The organism is Trichococcus sp. ES5 (assembly GCF_900067165.1).
Classification (GTDB): domain Bacteria; phylum Bacillota; class Bacilli; order Lactobacillales; family Aerococcaceae; genus Trichococcus; species Trichococcus flocculiformis.
In genome coordinates this window covers 80926-98605 of the sequence record NZ_FJND01000006.1, presented here as the reverse complement: position 1 = coordinate 98605, position 17680 = coordinate 80926, and the positions used below count along the sequence as shown (strand labels likewise).

Genomic DNA, 17680 nt, shown 5'->3' with positions numbered 1-17680 from the left:
AAAAGGCACACGAAGTGCCTTTTTTAAATGAACATTTTGTTGAGTAAAGTACTTTTCAGTACTTTTAGATGAGCAATCTTTTCTTGATGTAGAACAATGGACTTATCCAACTGGTTGAAGAAAATTCCAATTTTAACTTGCTCTTCCTTAATAGGATATGGAATTGGCATTTCTTTTAGAATTGTATCCTTTATCGCAAATCTATCTGCTCTAGCACCAGAGTCACCGTTCATTTTCATGAATATGTGCCAATAAGAGGTTTCAAAATATTTTTCAAGAAAAGTATGATCAACTCTCTTAGGTCGAAATACATAATATAACGGTGACATTATACCGATTCTATTAAGGTTGTTTCGTTTTATGGGCCCAACAGGAGCAAAATTGGAAATTCTTGGATTGTAAACAAAATCATCTGGTCTAACTACATAATATCCATCGATGTTGTTGATGTTTGAGATGTCCTTATCAAAATAATCGCTTTGAGAAATAATTCCATATTCAGCTGAATTCGTTAAAGTCTCAGTGAACTCCCTAGCCTTATTTTTTTCTGTGACTTTGTCTGATATGTCCTCAAGAGTACGCTGTGACCAATCTTCTGCGAATCCAGCAAGTCTAACCTCTGGAATTTTCTCTCCGTTTCTAGGAAACATCATCTGAAGCAGGTTCGCTTTTAATTCTTTCTGTTTATCAGACATACGCTGATGAAGAGCGATAGTATCGTCGAGATGTTTAAAGAAAGTACCGATTTTAGTTTGTTCTTCCTTATGTGGGTACACAAGATCAACTTCTTTTAAGTCTGAATTATGTAAATGAACAACTGATTTCCCTTGAGCTTTTTTACTTAATTCTTTTTGTTGTCTACCATTTGAAATTGTCAGAGCTAGAAATGACGGGACAATTTCTGTATTAGGTTTGATAACATTTAAATCCCCACCAAGGATGATTCCTGGTTTTGCCACTACTGATGCTCTTGAAATATCTTCTGAAGTCTCTCCTGATGCGGGAACGATTACTTCGTTTCCAGTACTTATCACAGACTTTTCTTTTTCATCTACAAAAGTGTCAACATTTTCTATAACCGTTTCATACTTGGTATATAACCGTCCATAGAGTATTATTGGTTTACCTGTAGCCGTTAAATCTCCTTTAGTGTATCCAGCTCCTTTTGAAAAGGATGCTAACTCACCTAACTTACGCTGTTCCCAATCATCAGTGAATCCTTGAAAACGTATAGCTGGCGCCTTTTTAGTTTCCTCAGACATCACTGAAACACCGCCTTTGTTGCTTCGATGATCTCGCGCGTCTCGTCTGTTACCGCCAGTTCATCCAGCATTGTAAGGAAGTCATTTTCGGCTGCTTTTATTTGTTGATTGAGGGCTACAAGCTCTTTCCCGAGTTCAACAATATCAATCTCTTCCTGTTCTTCAAATGTATCGACATAACGTGGGATATTTAAGTTGAAGTCGTTATCTCTGATCTCTTCAAAGCTGGCGACGTGCGCAAACTTCTCAACATCTTCACGTTTTTTGTAGGTTCCAACAATTCTGTCGATGTTTTCTTGCGATAGCTTGTTCTGATTTTTACCTTTGATGAAGTCCTTGCTTGCGTCAATGAATAAAACATCTCTGGATGTCCGGTTTTTCTTCAAAATGATGACTGTCGTAGGAATCGATGTACCAAAGAACAAGTTCGCTGGCATTCCTATAACTGTGTCAATACTCCCATCTTCCAGTAACTTTTTACGAATGACACCTTCAGCAGCACCACGGAACAGGACACCATGCGGCAATACGATTGCCATCGTTCCAGAATCTTTCAAATGGTAGAAACCATGTAACAAGAATGCGAAATCAGCTTTTGATTTCGGCGCTAATTTACCGTAGCGATTAAACCGCGAATCATCTAGGAACGTGTCATCAGAAGACCATTTTGCAGAATATGGCGGATTCATTACCACGGAGTCAAACGTGTATGGTTCGTCTGTTGGCCAGTCTTTATTCAAGGTATCTCCGTTGCGTAGACGAATATCCTCATTGTCGACGCCGTGCAAAATTAAATTCATTTTTGCTAAGTTAAACGTGGTCGTGTTCAACTCTTGACCATGATATTTTACGCTCTTCGGATAATTCAAATAATTACGGATGTTGAGCATCAAAGAACCGGATCCCATCGTCGGGTCAAATACGCTGAACAATTTCTTATCCTCTTGCCCTATTGCAGCGATCCTTGCCATCATATCCGAAACTTCATGTGGCGTGTAAAATTCTCCGGCTTTCTTCCCTGCTTCGGAGGCAAATTGACTGATCAAAAATTCATAGGCATCGCCAATAACGTCGCCGTTATGTCCAAGCACATCAATGCCGTTGAGTTTTTTTAACACTTCAGTGATGGTAACGTTACGTTGCTGATCGTCTGCACCCAGTTTTTTTGATTTTAGATCGACATCATCGAATAACCCATTAAATTGAACGTACTTAGTGGACAAGTCAATGAATGCTTTATTTAAGTCATTCAGTTGGAATATATTCTGATTTGCTTGCATCGTCAAAACATTGAATAAATGATCCGCAGCAATGTCATAGCCAAGAGTATCGACTAACGTTTCGATCAAATCGCTCTTTGTATCTTCATCTTCAAGTAGCTGACGATACAAAACCGTCTGCTTATCCGCATTGGAAAATTCATCCAATGACTCACCAGCTAATTCAACAACCTTTTCTAAAAGTTTATCTGAGAGATATTTGTAGAAAATTAACCCTAGTAAATAATTTTTATATTCAGACGCATCCATCTTACTGCGCAGATTGTCAGCAGCGCTAAATAGCTTCTGATTTAATTCAGCTCCCATTTTAAAACCCCTTTAGTGTATAGTTATCCATCTTATCATTATAGCTTACGATGTGGAAAAGCGTAAGCAAAGAATAAATGCACACTTAAATGGGCGCATTATAAATAACCGTATACCATGCGATGTTCCCGCTAATTCCTGAATTTTTTTGACAAAGGCAAGTACCGATCCAGTAATGCTACGTTTTGGTAGAAATTCAGCTTCCGTAAATTCCGAAATTGCCTCATGATTTATTCTTAGAAATTGACACCATTGTTTTGGCGTTTTCTACCCAACTCAAACAAACGCCATCAAACCATCTACGCTGCTTAAACTTATACTCGACTACTTTAGCTGAGTTTATTTCCAAAAAATGGCAAGGTTTCGACCCAATATAGAAGTTCATGTACAATAGTATATGCGTCTTTTGAGTACGAGCTTTCGACTCACTTTTCAGAGCATTCAGGAAGTCCAGGTATAAACACAACCAAAACAGGCTACTCATCGCTGGATTATTTCCAGTAATTGGGAGCCTGTTTATTGTTGGCAGTTAATCGTTTAAGAATGACTTAAACAGGTTAAGTATATCTCGTCCTGTATTATAAACAGTCTCATTTTCCCCCGTCTGTCCATCATCATCATGATACTGATATTTTTTTTCAATCCGAACGCCTTCCTTGTCTCCCCTCAAAGTATAAGTTGTCTCCTCTTCACGAGTGTACTTACCATCAGAAGACACGCCATCGAATTTATTCCTAATCGTTTTGGATTTGCCATTGTACTTATCAGGTTCAGTTGCAAGCTCATGTAAAGAATCAACTTCACTATCTTTATACCGACCATTTCCCAAATCAATGTACTCACTTATTATTCTTTTCTTTTCACTTTTTTCTTTTCTATTCATAACGTTGCTCCTCTTCTATTGGTTTGATTTCTATCTGTTCCGAATCAATCGAGCCATAAGGATACTCACAAATGCTACCCACAACCTGATATTTTTTGCCGCATTTACTGCAATGACAGTCATCTGCTTGAAAGTAACGATACAATTCTTGCCCCATTGATTTTTCAGTGGAATCCTCATCGTATACATACTCCTCAAGATCTATTCTATTCATTGCATGACAATAGGGGCAGCTGACAATACGCTCCATACTAACCTGCGGAGATGCCCAGTCACTTATAACCTCTAATTCATAATGTCCCCGAAAGTGCTGGCCGTTTTGTTCTTTTATCTGGATGTCTGCCCAATACGAGTCTCGTGGTAAAGAATCATAAGATACATTTGAAGCGCGAATTTGCTGAAACAGTTCCAGAGAACCAAGCATTTCATCGACCTCTTTCCGCATATCTATTTCTGTTTGCTTGAGTGCATCATCCAAGGTAATGTCATGGGTTTGGAGTTTTTTAACAGTTTCAGCAGATGCACCGGCCGTCATTAAGATTAGAACCATTTTGATATTAAGCAAGTCTTGCTCCAAAAATTCTCGATAGCCATTTGCACCCCTGCTCGCTGTGAACAATCCTTCTCTCTCCAGATAATGAATATGAGACCTTGGAATGTTTAGCGTCTCCTCAACATCCTTCATTTTCACGATGGATTCCTCCTTTCATATGTGTATCATAATCTATGAACAAAGTTTACAGTCAATAGAATTCATAAAATTTCCCCAACTTTTTTCGATGTCTGAAAAACACTGCACCAAAATTTTTAATGTTCCAACTTTATCAATAGTTACGACTATTTAAGCGCTTCCGAAAAATCCGATAACCTATCGATAATTTGAAATTAACCATTTATTCATATAATCTCGGATTTAGCATGTGATCGAACTTTCAGTAATCAGTATTTTTTAGGTTAGTTTTTTAAGCGTCTGATTTTCCTTTTTGTTCTATAGTAAAAAGAGTACCAACAATGACGCTCTTTTACTATACGCTTTACAAAAATAGTCCCTTTCCTCCCTATCCCACCACCAACTTATTCGTCTTTTTCAAAAACTTAGCCGGGATTGGACGTTCCAATTTCCAGGTGATGTTCATCGGTTTGCTTCCGGAATGTTGGACATAGTTGGCCAGTCCCAGGAAGGTGTATGGGGCTGCACCGATGCGATCGTTCTTGAATTCGCGGACGAATAGGAGGACTTTGCTGCTGCGCTCTCGATGGTTGATGTAGCGCTGCCCGGTTGAGGCATGGTCTCCTGTCGTGCTTTGGCTTTGCCAATGGAAGAGCGTTTCATTGATGGAGTAATCATTGTACATTGTCGTTGGGGAGTAGTCTTTATCCGCCTTATTCAAGGTAACGAAGAGCACGTCGATTTTCTTCTCGGGCAACCATTTGACGCCTTCTCGGACATTACTCGGATTCATGTGATCCATTGCCACCAGCAGTTGATCACGCGTATAGGTGCAATGCAGATCAAGCGGGCTCTCAAATCCCAAATTGACAGGTTCGTCAATAAAGTCGATCCGATCGAAGTTATAGCGCAGAAGTCCCATCATTTCCCCCAACATCACAGAATTACGTGAAAGCAAAGCCAAATTTCCTTTGACTTCTGCACTTTCCCAATCTTCGATGGCTTTTTGCCAGACGGTGATATAGAACATCTGGAACATGCGTTGCTGAATCGGTGACAGCTTCTTCAAGTCGACCTTGTCCAGACGCGGTAAAATATCCAGCAAAAAAGCAATCCAACGTCGAGAATCGATGGCACAAATGCGTTTCAACGCTTTGTTGATTATTTCTTCCAGTTCCTCTTCGAATTCTTCCCGGACCCCTGCCGAGACACATAATCTCGCAAAGTTGGCTCTAGAGAAAATCGTGCGGACATCCAAATGATAATAGTCAACGAAATTGGCCAAATCTAAAGGCAGGCCGCTGTCTTCTTCAAAGGTCGCGATCCGGCTGATCAAACCATTTTTGGCGCTGAAGGAAGATTTGATGTTGTCCAGCACGTATTTGGCGGCTTTCTTTTCCAACTGTATGTAGCAACCTTTTGGAGCCGAAACAAAACCATTTTTCAGTTCACTTTGGACACTGTGGGTCGTATTGGCAAGAAGCGCTGAAAATTTTTCTTCAAAATTGTACTTTCTGTTGGCTTGTCCAATAAAGTCCAGTACGGTCAGACACTCCTTACCTTCAGCCAACCGGAGGCCGCGGCCGAGTTGTTGCAGGAAAATCGTCAAGGACTCGGTCGGACGCAGAAAGAGAACTGTGTTTACTTCCGGGATGTCCACCCCTTCGTTATAAATGTCGACTACGAAAATAAAGCGGATCTCCCCTGAAACCAAGCGTTTCTGAGCGGTACGTCTATCTTGATCGTTGGACTGACCAGTCAAATGAATCGATGGAATGCCATTATTGTTGAACTGTTCCGCCATAAATTGGGCATGTTCGATTGAAACGCAGAAGCCTAATCCTTTAACTTCTTCGATATCCGTAACGTATTTATCCAAAGATTGGATCACGTTATTAGAACGGCGCAAAGCGACTCCGCGATTCAGCGAGTAAAGCTTGTTCAACTCTGATTTATCATAGCCTCCCCGAGTCCAGCGCAGCTCGCTCAAATCGATGGCATCGGTGACACCGAAGTATTGGAATGGACTCAATAATTTGCGATCGATTGCCTCTGGAAGTCTGATTTCAGCAGCAATACGATTATCGAAATAATCCAAAATGCTTTTGCCGTCCATCCGTTCAGGCGTAGCAGTCAAGCCTAACAAAATACTTGGTTTAAAATGATTCAGCAAAGTTTGGTAAGTAGGGGCAGCTGCGTGGTGGAATTCATCCACGATGATGAAATCGTAATAATCTTCAGGCAATTTTTCATGCAAGGCTTGGGAGTTCATCGTTTGAATGGAAACGAACAAATTATCCAAACTTTCCGGTTTATGGTTGCCCACAAACAACTCTCCAAAATTCTGATCTTTCAGAACACCTTGAAAAGTTTCCTGGCTCTGTCTCAAGATTTCTTCTCGATGCGCCACAAACATAAGTCTGCATGGTCTAGCTGCATTCATTCGGCAAAAACGTCGGTAATCGAACGCCGAGATCACGGTCTTCCCCGTCCCCGTAGCTGCTACGACAAGATTTCGGTAAAACCCGCGCACTTCCCGCTCAGCAAGCAGCTTATCGAGGATCTCTTGTTGGTAGGGATAAGGATGGATATCGAAAACAAAGCGGCGGGACTCTCCGTCACCCATGAAACGGTCAGCCTTCAGGGCACGCACGAGACGTTCCCGTTCCGTATCTTGATAAAACTCAAACTCTGAAGAATTCCAATAACTTTCCAACGTTGCGGCGATTTTACGGATGGTGTCCGGTTGGTCTTTCGCAGTAATTTTCAGATTCCATTCCAAACCGCTAGAAATAGCCGCATTCGATAGATTTGATGAACCGACATAAGCCGTCGAGAAGCCCGTTTCGCGATAAAAAGTGTATGTTTTTGCATGAAGGCGCGTCCTTTTTGTGTCATAGGAAATTTTGATTTCCGTATTCGACAGCTTACCCAGTTCTTCAATTGCCTTTACATCGGTCGCCCCCATATAAGAAGTCGTGATGATGCGCAGTTTTCCGCCTCCCGCGGTGAAATCGCGCAGTTCATCGATGATGAGGCGCAGCCCGCTCCACTTAATGAAAGAAACGAGCATATCGATACGGTCTGCTGATTGGATCTCCTTTTTGAGCTCTGAGAACATTTGTGGCTCGTGGATTGCACCCGTAAAAAGACTGCTTTGTGCGATGGAAGTCTCGGGACGAATCAGTTTGGCCGCTGTTTTTCCGGCATGGATATCCACGTCGTTTTCACCTAAAAGTGCCATAAGCTGTTCCGCACGTTCGTCCACCGACATTTGAGCAAAATCCGTTTCCTGCGTCGTCTTAGTAATGGTCTCGACGACTTTATTGATGAGGGCGACTTGGGCAGTGATACCTCCACCATTATCCGAAACATTATCCAAACCTTTCTGGATGATTTCCGAAAGGTATTGCGTCAATACTTTCGATGCTTCCGCCTGATCAATCTGCGCGACCGATTTACGGACCTCTGGAATTTCTTGCAACAACGCTTTTATTTGTGAATTGATGACTTGTTCGTATAAGCCTGGATTGAGCATGGGATCACACTTTCTGCAGAGAATTTTTGTGATTTTTGAAAATATATTAGGGTGAATGTTTCGTATTTACGCAAAATATTTATTATAATTTTAATTATAGATAAGTTTGCTGCACAATTCAATGTAAGTAGACTATAGGTATAGCAATATTAGCAATCATCGATATGCAAAACCATCCTACCGTATATTCCACGGAATTATTAATCTCAAAATTTTCTGAGCGGTTCCGAGAAGCACGCGAAACAAGGAAACACATAGAGTCACAAAAATAAACACAAACGCTATTCACTATGAACAGGCGGTTGTGCTTTTGCTATATGTTGAAGTCTTAAATTCAATAAGCGCGTGCATAAGGATCATTGTCGTTCCAAACATTCTAATTTCAAATAATTCATAAAACTACCGTTCCATTTTATCCAAAAATCTTCATCAATGCCTTATAAAATCCATTCTCATCATTCGTATCCGTTACGCAATCAGCTGCTTGTTTTACTTCACCAGGAGCGTTACCCATCGCGATTCCTTTGCCAGCGTGTATGATCATCGGCATATCGTTGAAATTGTCTCCGATTGCTAAGGCATTATTAAGTTCCACGCCATATTTTTCACACAAAAAGTGAAGGGCTCCTAATTTTGATACTTGATTATTGACGATTTCCATATAGGTGTCTTTTGATCGGTAGTAGGAAATGTTTGATAAGTTTGCCTCTGCCAGCTCATGCTCCAGTTTCTGAATATCATCCGGATTTCCCATGCACAGTATTTTGTGAACGGGAAAATGCTCCTTAAAGAAATCTTCCATTGAGATGGATTCTGGATCCATTTTGGTGATTGCCGCTTCCTGCTTGACCCACTCATCTTCTTGTTCAACGTACCACCGCTCGCCGGAATAGATATTGAAGCTTATATCCGGAAAATTTGTGGATATTGTTTGATAGAGTTGTAACGCGTCCAGTCGCTCTAAAGTCAGACTGTACAGATCAACAAACGACCCTTCTGTATATTGTGTGATCAACGCTCCGTTGAAGCATACCAGTGGTGAAGACAAGTGGACTTCATCGGCGATAGAAGTCATTGCCCCTGGCGGTCTAGCGGATGCCAAAATGATTTTCGTGCCTTGCTTCACCAAGTCCTGAATGATTTGGCTTGCTTCGGCTGTAACTTCATGCTTCGAATTCAACAACGTGCCATCTATATCGCTGAATACCAACTCGACTTTTGTCATTTCGTTTCCTCCTCAAAGATAATCTCTGTTTGATCCTCGAAATAAGCCTGCTGTTTTGGTGCCAGAGCCCTATCTGTAATGAAGCAATCAATGTCCTGGTAATTTGCGCCTTTATACTGCGCTTCTTTGCTGAATTTCTGATTTTCAGCAACCAGTACCACTTGGCGACTTTGTTTCACCACTTTTTGCTTGATCAAGGCATTGTTCGCTTCTTTGAAAAAGATGCCCTCTTTCTCCAGACTTGCTGCTCCGATAAAACAGATGTCAAATTTTATCGTATCCATTTCTTCCAAACTTCGGACCGAAAAGAAAAACCGATCTTCAGGATTGAACTCTCCACCCAAAAGATGAACCTTTATTTTGGGATTCATTCCCAATGCAAAAGCATTGTCCAGCGAATGCGTATAAACCGTACACTTTTTGTTCAGTTTCTGCGCTGCTAATAATAACGTAGTCGAGACATCCAAAAACAGCGTGCTGTTTTCTGGTATTTCTTCCAAAACTCTCTCAGCCATTTTTTCTTTTTCAGGTTTATGTATGCCTGTCCGCTCCCCAAAACTGATTATCTTTGGGCTGTCTTCCGCTAACATAATGCCTCCATGCGTACGGACAGCTATTCCGATTTTTAGGAATTCCAGGATATCACGACGCGCAGTGTCGGATGAAATCTGGAATTCTTCCATTATTTCTTTTTTGGAAAGTCTTTTTCTCTCCTCCAACAGCTGTTGAATCTGCTGGATGCGCTCTTCTTGGTACATCATCCCACCACCTTCAATTGAATTATATAAGCAAACGTAAGTATTTTCAATTTTATTTAAGCATTTGTTTAAATTGGGTAAAAAAAAATAAGCAAAAACGATTTTTAGGCGTTTGTGCTGGTTTTTCATATAATCATAATTCACTTTATGCGGTCCTTTATTTGTCCAACCCAACTTGTTTTCGTTGCCTTCAGTTGGACTCATCCGCGACATATTTCAATACTGTGTGAAACTCCTTACGCGTTGCTTTCTAAGAAAAGGTAGCATAGTCTCGGTCATATTTATCAAGAATTTTTTGGGCCGTTTCCTTATCAATCATTTCGTCACCCACTTAGTCAATTGATTACACTTTACATATTAACACACCTTAATCATAAGATGAAAACCAGCACAAACGTTTTTTTAGGCGTTTGTGCTGGTTTATATTTTTCTAAATATTTAGATTAGGAATTTTATTTCTGAGCGAAGTCCCGCTACTGCCGACCACGATTTTGTCTTCAAGTCCGCGGATGAGGCGGCCTTCGCTGTCATAGACATGGGCTCGGGCTTTATTGATGTCGGCCATCGCAAGGATGAGCCTGTCGCGGATTGGTTCGGGCAATTCATCGAAAAGGAACGATTCTTTGTTGAGATTGTACTTCCCTCGCAGTGATTCCACTTCTCCGGCTTTTTTCAGTCGGTACGTTCGTTTGGGCAAGGCGCCTTCGATTGTGCGTTTCTCTATCCGATAGACATAGTTTTTGTCGTCGTAGACGATTTCGAGAGCGCCGCTGTTGGTGCGGTTATACTGCACATTTTTATGATTTTCCTTATGCAGTTCCCACCAGGCTTTGATTCCCGCAATTGCCTCTTCTTCGCTCTTGTAGCTGCCGTGTTCCTTCCGAATGTTGCCGATTCGATTCTGCCAATAGTTGGTATACACTGTTTGAGTCATATAATCCGCCCTTTCGAATGTTGTAATCGCTATCATTGTATGACTAATCCGGAAAATTTGCAAGGGATGCAACTTAAGTAAATATTGCTGCTCGTTTCGTTTTGTAAACGCATAATAAAATTTCAAATAATAGCACTTTACGTTTGACTTGGAGTACACTCCAAGGTTTAAAGTAGGCTTATACAAATAAATAGCTGGAGGAAAATCACTATGAAGCAAACGTATATCACATTGAATGATGGAAACAAAATCCCACAATTCGGACTGGGTGTCTTCCAGATTCCCGGAGACGAGAAAACTAAGGAAGCTTGCTTGCAAGCATTCAAATTAGGCTATCGTCATATCGATACTGCGCATGCCTATCAAAACGAGCGCGGAGTCGGTCAAGCTGTAAAAGAAAGCGGCATTCCGAGAGAAGAAATCTGGATCACGACGAAATTGTGGCCAAGCGAATACGGAGAAGGCAAGACGGCAAAAGCCATCGACAAAATGCTGGAGCGTCTTCAGACGGATTACATCGACCTTCTTCTTTTGCATCAACAGTTCGGCGATTACCTGGGTGCTTGGAAAGATATGGAAAAAGCTGTCGCTGAAGGCAAAGTGAAGAGCATCGGCTTGAGCAACTTCGAATCCGAGCGTTTGGAAGAAGTACTCGCTGCCGCAACGATCAATCCATCTGTACTGCAGGTTGAATGCCACCCTTACTATCAACAAAATGATCTGAAGAAACGGATCGCCCCTTATAACACAGTCATCGAAAGCTGGTATCCGCTGGGACATGGGGATGCTGCCTTGATTGAGGAGCCCGTTTTCACCAAGTTGGCAGAAAAATACGGAAAAACGAATGCCCAGATTATCCTGCGCTGGCACATTCAGGAAGGCACGATTGTGTTCCCGAAATCCTCAAATCCGGTGCACATCAAAGAGAACATCGACATCTTCGATTTTGAATTGACTGAGGAAGAAATGAACGAAATCCGCCAATTGGATAAAGGGTTCCGCTACTACACACGGACACTTGCCGAACAAGAAGAAGCGCTCAGCCAATTTGTGCCGGCTGATTAATTAAGATGTGAGTAATTTGAAACCCCTCCAGAAATGCTTACACAAAGCATTTCTAGAGGGGTTTCGTTTTGAGTAAATTTTGTAAATCCACTTATAATTGACACTAGCATAAATACGTATTATATTACGTATTAAAAAGGGTCGATGCAAACTCTCGAGAATTGATTACGCTGATTATAATTGACGATTTTACTCAACATCGCAATGAGAAAGGAGTATCCTTATGGTACTGTATTATGCGATTTTTAATCCCGAAGGTTCGCAATTCAATATATCGTTTCCAGATTTACCAGAGCTGTTCACTAGCGGAGATGACATGTCCGATGCCCTCCACATGGCAAAAGATGCTTTGGAAGGATATCTGCTTTGGCTTGAGGATGAAAAAGAGACTTTTCCTCCGGCGTCCGAATATGATGAAATTTCTCCATCTAAGGGAGATTTGTTGATTCCGATCGAAGCAAATCTCGAAGTGGCAAGACTCAAGGAAAACACGAAAATGATCAAGAAAACTTTGACAATTCCGAATTATGTCAATGCACTCGCGGAAAAGGAAGGCATAAATTTTTCACAAACATTGACGGAAGTATTGAAGGAGAAGTTGCAGATACATTAAGCAGTTGGAATGTTCTTATTCAATGCTTTGTTTTGATTTGCCGTCACTGTACTCACCACTTTATTTGATTTATATACAGCAAACTAACTACGAAAGTAGTACAAAAGTCATAAACAAGGCTTGAAAGAAATACATGAGGTATGACTACCCACTACTAGAAGACACAAAACCCACCATTCTTAGTTTTTCACATTAAGGATGATGGGTTTATTTTATTATGTTAATTCCACCTAAAGAACAGCGAAGGTTTCCCTCAACAGCTTGATTTCTTTAGAGGACGTGCAGCAACAGCCGCCGATCCATTTGCATCCTGACTCATGCCATTTCAATGCTTCGTTTGAGAATACTTCATCAACCGCATGACTATGCGTCCATACTTTGGTAGTGGGATCGTAGGTCGCTCCCGAGTTGGGATAAGCGACCAATGGCTTTGTCGCATTCTCCTTCAGATATTCCAAGGCGGGCAAGACCAAAGCAGGCTGCACACAATTGACGCCGTAGGCAATGATTTGCTCGGACGACTCTGCCAATAGCTGGAATACTCGCAGATCGGTTCCATCGCATAAATGATGGGCGTCTTTCAATGTCACTGTCAGCCAGGCTGTCGCCTTCGGATGTTGGGCCAGCAATTCAATCAGCGCCTGGATTTCCGTAAGATCCGGAATGGTTTCGATGGCCAGCAAATCAGCCCCGGATTCCAGCAGCAACTCTAACCTTTCGCGATGGAAATCGACCAATTCGGTTTGCGACAGACCGTAATTGCCCCGATATTCAGAGCCGTCCGCCAAATAGGCTCCGTATGGTCCGACCGAAGCCGCCACCCATTTTTCTTGCAGGCCTTGGCTTTTCGTTTGGGCCTGTTTCGCTAGTTCAACCGTTCTTTTGATCAGAGCCCGGCTTTCTTCGGTTGTATAGCCCAAACGCTCGAACCCGGCAACCGTCGCTTGATAGCTCGCTGTGATGGCGATGTTTGCCCCTGCATCATAATAGTTTTGATGCACCTTTTCGATTTTATCCGGTTCATTCACCAAGGCTTTTGCGGTCCATAACTTATCATTCAAGTCCAAGCCTTGTTCCTCCAGGCCTAGCGACATGGACCCATCGATGAGGATCACTTTTTGATTCTGTTGCCACTCTTTAAAATTCATCGGAAAGCTCACCTACTTCTTGATTTTCGATTGCTACAGAAGCCTTTTTGCTGAAGAATAACTGGTAATAAAAGAAGCACAAGATCGTGAATGGGATGCCGATGATCAAGGCAATCCGCTGGTTCGGATCAAACGCGATGCCGATGATCGAAACGGAGCAAAGGATAATGACGAGCCACGGAACGATTGGATAGAATGGTGTTTGGTAAGCCAGTTCATCCAATTTATGCCCCGATTTCAGATAGTGCTTGCGGAAATTCAGTTGTGCCCAAGCGATGCTCAACCAAACAGCCACGACCGCGAATGCCGAGATGGATACCAGAGCCAGGTAAACGGTGTCCGCGGAATAAATGCTGGAAAAGAGCGAAAGCAGTCCGCCCAAAATGGTGAGCAACAACCCGTAGATCGGCAACCCGCGTTTGGATAATTTCGCGAAACGTTTCGGCAACGTTCCTGCATTGGCCAATGACCACAGCATTCTCGATGCGGCGTAGACCCCGGAGTTAGCGCCGGAAAGAACTACAGTGATCAGGACGAGATTCATGATGTCTGCGGCGTATGGGATACCCATCAAATTCAGGATGACGGTCACCGGACTTTCATCCAAATTAGCTGCAGAATCCGGAAGCAGCGCACCGATCACAACAATCGTCCCGATGAAAAGGACCACCAAAATGACGATTGTCTGCAAGATTGCTTTCGGGATATTTTTCTTGGGATTTGTCGTTTCGCCAGCGGCTACGCCGATCCGTTCTGCACCGGAAAAAGCGAAGTTAGCAGACAGTATCGCCAAGAAAACGGAGCCTGCGCCTTTCGGGAACCAACCGTTTTCCGTCAGATGGCTGAAAAGTGGTGCTGATTCATTTCCCTGGATCGGTATAAATCCGAATATGCCACCCAGACCCAGGATAAGGAAAATTGCCAGTGCGAGCACTTTGATCAACGACATCCAAAATTCGCTGACGGAAAACCAACGCACATCAATAATGTTTGAAAGTACAATAATGCCGATAAAAAAGATGCACCAAAGCCAAGTGGGAATGCCGGGGAACCAGCGTTGTGACAAAATCGCCAAGGTGATGAACTGCGAACCCAATGCCACTGTCCACGTCAGCCAATAAAGCCACGCCACCACGAAACCTGCTCCGGGATGGATATATTTTGAAGCGTAGTTGTGGAACGAACTCGTACTAGGCTCGTGGACCGACAATTCGCCCAAGCACATCATGACCAGCGTCACCAAAAATGCTCCGATCAGATACGCAATGATTGTTCCGATCGAACCCGCCGTTTGAATGAGATACCCCGAACTCAAAAAGATTCCGGTTCCTATAACTCCACCCAATGAAAGCATAACTAGATGCTTTGATGTCATTTCCCTTACAAATGATTGCTCCATAAATTTTTCCCTCCAAAAATGTATTAAAATATAAAAAAAAAGCACTCCCCCTAATGAAAGGGCGAGTGCTCGCGTTACCACCTTTGTTCATAATCAAAAAGATTATCTCAGCAAGGGACTGTCATCCCTTCACGCGCTATCGGGCGTACCCGTCACTTGCTAAGTTTCCCTCACACGTGATAACTCAAAGACCATTTTCGCTGGCTGATTCCGAAACATCTGCTTTCACCATTCACAGACTCTCTGTGGTTTCTTTCCCAGCTACTTATCTCATCAAAGTTTCATATATTTTTAATAAATATACAAGAATGATGGATGGTTGTCAATTATTTTGTGATATATTTTGTGCTTACTTTCATTCTTGTGGGTTTCGGTTGGAGTTGTGTGGCGACGGCCGGAGGTGGCTGTCCGTTTTGGTGCTGTCCTCCGGCAAGGCGGGTGTGGCCGGAGCTACGATACCGATCACGTCGCTCTGCTCCGGCGGGGAGACGCTGGACGGAGAACAGAGTCGTTTTTGACGCTCTCCTCCGTCCAAGCATTCTTTCACCGGAGGAGAGTTCCCCCGGTAACATTCGAAAAAAACTATAAAGCAAGCCCGCTGCACCCCTTTCAGTTGGGCGCAGAAGGCTTGCTGTTACTGACTTTTATCACCAAGGTTGAATCGTCGGTCCGATTGTAAATTCGTTGACGTTCGTATCCTCAGGCTGATCGATCGCGAAGGCGACCACATTGGCTACGCGATCCGGGCTGATACCGTATTGTTTGTAGATGATTCCCATGTCTTTGGCCATTTTATCGTCGCTGATCGTTTCCAGCAATTCCGTGTTGATGGCGGCCGGATAGATCGTGGCGGTTCTGATGTTAGTGCCTTCCATCGCAGATTCCATGCGCAACACTTCCATCAGATCGCGGACTGCCCATTTCGTGGCGCCATAAACCGCTCCGCCCGGATAGGCTTTAAGACCCGCGACGGACGAGGTGGTGATCACGTGACCGGATTTTTGTTTCGTGAATTCTGGGAGGACCGCTTCGATCCCGTTCAGAACGCCTTTGATGTTGACGTCCACCATCAGATGCCAATCCTTCGTTTTTAACTTCGATAACGGCGAGTTCGGCATCACGCCGGCATTAAGGAAAATGACATCCACTCTTCCGAATTTTTCTTTTGCCAGTTCGACCAACTTGTGGTTATCCTCGATTTTGGTGACATCCGTAACACGGTAAACAGCTTCCCCGCCGGCCTGGACGATTTCATCAACCAATTTCCGCAAATGCTCTTCTCTGCGCGCGCCCAAAACCAACTTGGCTCCTTTGCTTGCCAACAGTCGGGCTGTCGCCTCGCCAATTCCTGAAGAAGCTCCCGAGATGATTACTACTTTGTCTTTGATTGCCATTATCTTCATCCTTTCCATTCTGACCCGGAGTATCAATAAAGAATCGAAAAACGGTTTTCTGCATCTGACAACTGTTTATCCATTTTTATTATACCACCGGGTGCTTTTTTAGGCTTATTAGAACCTTACTCCTTAACCTCAAGGTGAAGTCAAGAGACAGAAGCTGGAAAGTTCAAAATGTTTGGCTGACTTCAGAACGGTGATCTCCGGTGAAGGGGCCTTTGCAGGAGATAAGATCTTGTTCGTTTCGCTGTTCTCCTGTTAACCGATCCTCACCGGAGAACAGCCCCGGTATCTCAGCCCTTCTCCGGCCAGCAGCCCTTCACCGGAGGAGAGCCCAAGGATTACTTATTTAAAAATGCTAACACTTCTTTTGTGAATTCTTCATGGTATTGAAAGATTGCGCCATGACCGGCATCTTTATATATCACAAGTTTACTGTTAGGGAGGCGTTGAACCAGATCATAGGAGTTCTCGGTCGGTACCATCCGGTCAGCTTCACCGTTAACGACTAGAATCGGTTGCTTTATTTTTGAAAGGTCCGCTGGAGTTGATTTCCCCCAACGATTGATTGCTTTCAGTTGTGTAAGGTATCCCTTTAAGCTGATCATTTTGTCTCGAATATGTTTCCGTTCCTTGATTCTTGCCAGAAATTCTTTTGCTTTTCTTTTGCCATTTAGTGTGCGCGTAAAGAATAAGTATGTTTTTACATCTTTTAATGTGAAAATGGCCCGCACTAAATCCTGATTGGAAATCTTCGTAACATTTTCAATCCCCTTCCCACCACGAGGACCCGTTCCGGTCAGAATTACTTTTCTAATCAAAGTTGGTTCCAGTTCTAAGAGTTCTTGAGCGATCATCCCACCCATCGAAAAGGACAGAATATCGATCTGCTTAAATCCTAGTGCCTTGATAAAAGCAATCGCATCTTCGGCCATTTCTTTTATCGTACCGGGAACTTGTCCACTGGATAGGCCTACTCCTGTGTTATCGAATGTAATCACCCAATGCTGTTTTGCGATGCCGTCAATTATTCTTGGATCCCAGTTATCGAGATTCGCTGATAGATGCGTGAAGAAAACAATGGGAATCCCTGTTTTTCCCCCTAACTCACGGTACACATAGGTTATTCCATTAGCCGTTCGGATGCTTTTATTTGGGGCATGAATATAGGTCTCAGATTCTCGCATACTTATACGTCCTCC

The 17680-nt window shown here is 42.9% G+C and carries 15 protein-coding genes and 1 other annotated feature; of the genes, 2 read left to right on the top strand and 13 right to left on the bottom strand.

Features of this window, described 5'->3' with window-relative positions; all coding sequences use genetic code 11:
- Positions 1-23 precede the first annotated feature (23 nt).
- The 8 genes from TES5_RS07005 to TES5_RS06965 form a co-directional block, all read right to left on the bottom strand.
- A complete protein-coding gene (locus tag TES5_RS07005) occupies positions 24-1262 on the bottom strand; it encodes a restriction endonuclease subunit S (RefSeq protein ID WP_068561151.1) in 1239 nt (412 codons plus the stop codon).
- Positions 1262-2848: a type I restriction-modification system subunit M gene (locus TES5_RS07000; protein ID WP_068561150.1), complete on the bottom strand. Its 1587-nt coding sequence runs from the start codon at positions 2846-2848 to the stop codon at positions 1262-1264. The genes TES5_RS07005 and TES5_RS07000 overlap by 1 nt, the downstream gene beginning before the upstream one ends.
- 529 nt (positions 2849-3377) lie before the next feature.
- Entirely contained in the window at positions 3378-3731 is a 354-nt protein-coding gene (locus TES5_RS06990; RefSeq protein ID WP_068561148.1) for a hypothetical protein, read from the bottom strand.
- On the bottom strand, positions 3724-4416 hold the full coding sequence (locus TES5_RS06985) for a MerR family transcriptional regulator (RefSeq protein WP_232309316.1): 693 nt from the start codon (positions 4414-4416) through the stop codon (positions 3724-3726). Before TES5_RS06985 ends, TES5_RS06990 begins: the two co-directional genes overlap by 8 nt.
- A 373-nt stretch (positions 4417-4789) precedes the next feature.
- The gene (locus tag TES5_RS06980) at positions 4790-7939 is read right to left on the bottom strand and encodes a DEAD/DEAH box helicase (protein WP_068561146.1); all 3150 of its coding nucleotides are present in this window, start codon (positions 7937-7939) and stop codon (positions 4790-4792) included.
- A gap of 412 nt (positions 7940-8351) precedes the next feature.
- On the bottom strand, positions 8352-9164 hold the full coding sequence (locus TES5_RS06975; RefSeq protein ID WP_068561143.1) for a Cof-type HAD-IIB family hydrolase: 813 nt from the start codon (positions 9162-9164) through the stop codon (positions 8352-8354).
- Complete coding sequence (locus TES5_RS06970; protein WP_232309310.1) at positions 9161-9925, bottom strand: DeoR/GlpR family DNA-binding transcription regulator; 765 nt, start codon at positions 9923-9925, stop codon at positions 9161-9163. The genes TES5_RS06975 and TES5_RS06970 overlap by 4 nt, the downstream gene beginning before the upstream one ends.
- A gap of 427 nt (positions 9926-10352) precedes the next feature.
- Positions 10353-10856: a hypothetical protein gene (locus TES5_RS06965; protein ID WP_068561142.1), complete on the bottom strand. Its 504-nt coding sequence runs from the start codon at positions 10854-10856 to the stop codon at positions 10353-10355.
- A 210-nt stretch (positions 10857-11066) separates the two neighbouring features.
- Between TES5_RS06965 and TES5_RS06960 the strand changes: the two genes are divergently transcribed.
- Positions 11067-11921: an aldo/keto reductase gene (locus TES5_RS06960; RefSeq protein ID WP_068561140.1), complete on the top strand. Its 855-nt coding sequence runs from the start codon at positions 11067-11069 to the stop codon at positions 11919-11921.
- A gap of 223 nt (positions 11922-12144) precedes the next feature.
- A complete protein-coding gene (locus tag TES5_RS06955; protein WP_068561138.1) occupies positions 12145-12534 on the top strand; it encodes a type II toxin-antitoxin system HicB family antitoxin in 390 nt (129 codons plus the stop codon).
- Between the two features lie 230 nt (positions 12535-12764).
- Here the strand turns inward: TES5_RS06955 and mmuM are convergent, their stop codons facing one another.
- The 5 genes from mmuM to TES5_RS06935 all read right to left on the bottom strand — a co-directional run bounded on the left by mmuM (position 12765) and on the right by TES5_RS06935 (position 17665).
- Positions 12765-13682, bottom strand: coding sequence for a homocysteine S-methyltransferase (gene mmuM, locus TES5_RS06950; RefSeq protein WP_068561136.1), 918 nt, complete (start codon positions 13680-13682; stop codon positions 12765-12767).
- Positions 13672-15081, bottom strand: a complete 1410-nt coding sequence (locus tag TES5_RS06945; protein ID WP_068561134.1) for an amino acid permease — start codon at positions 15079-15081, stop codon at positions 13672-13674. The genes mmuM and TES5_RS06945 overlap by 11 nt, the downstream gene beginning before the upstream one ends.
- Before the next feature lie 54 nt (positions 15082-15135).
- Positions 15136-15367: a binding site (T-box leader), on the bottom strand.
- 69 nt (positions 15368-15436) lie between these two features.
- The gene (locus tag TES5_RS15150) at positions 15437-15628 is read right to left on the bottom strand and encodes a hypothetical protein (protein ID WP_143148199.1); all 192 of its coding nucleotides are present in this window, start codon (positions 15626-15628) and stop codon (positions 15437-15439) included.
- Positions 15629-15728: 100 nt separating this feature from the next.
- Positions 15729-16475, bottom strand: a complete 747-nt coding sequence (locus tag TES5_RS06940; protein WP_068561132.1) for an SDR family oxidoreductase — start codon at positions 16473-16475, stop codon at positions 15729-15731.
- 344 nt (positions 16476-16819) lie between these two features.
- On the bottom strand, positions 16820-17665 hold the full coding sequence (locus tag TES5_RS06935) for an alpha/beta fold hydrolase (RefSeq protein WP_068561131.1): 846 nt from the start codon (positions 17663-17665) through the stop codon (positions 16820-16822).
- Positions 17666-17680: the final 15 nt, after the last annotated feature.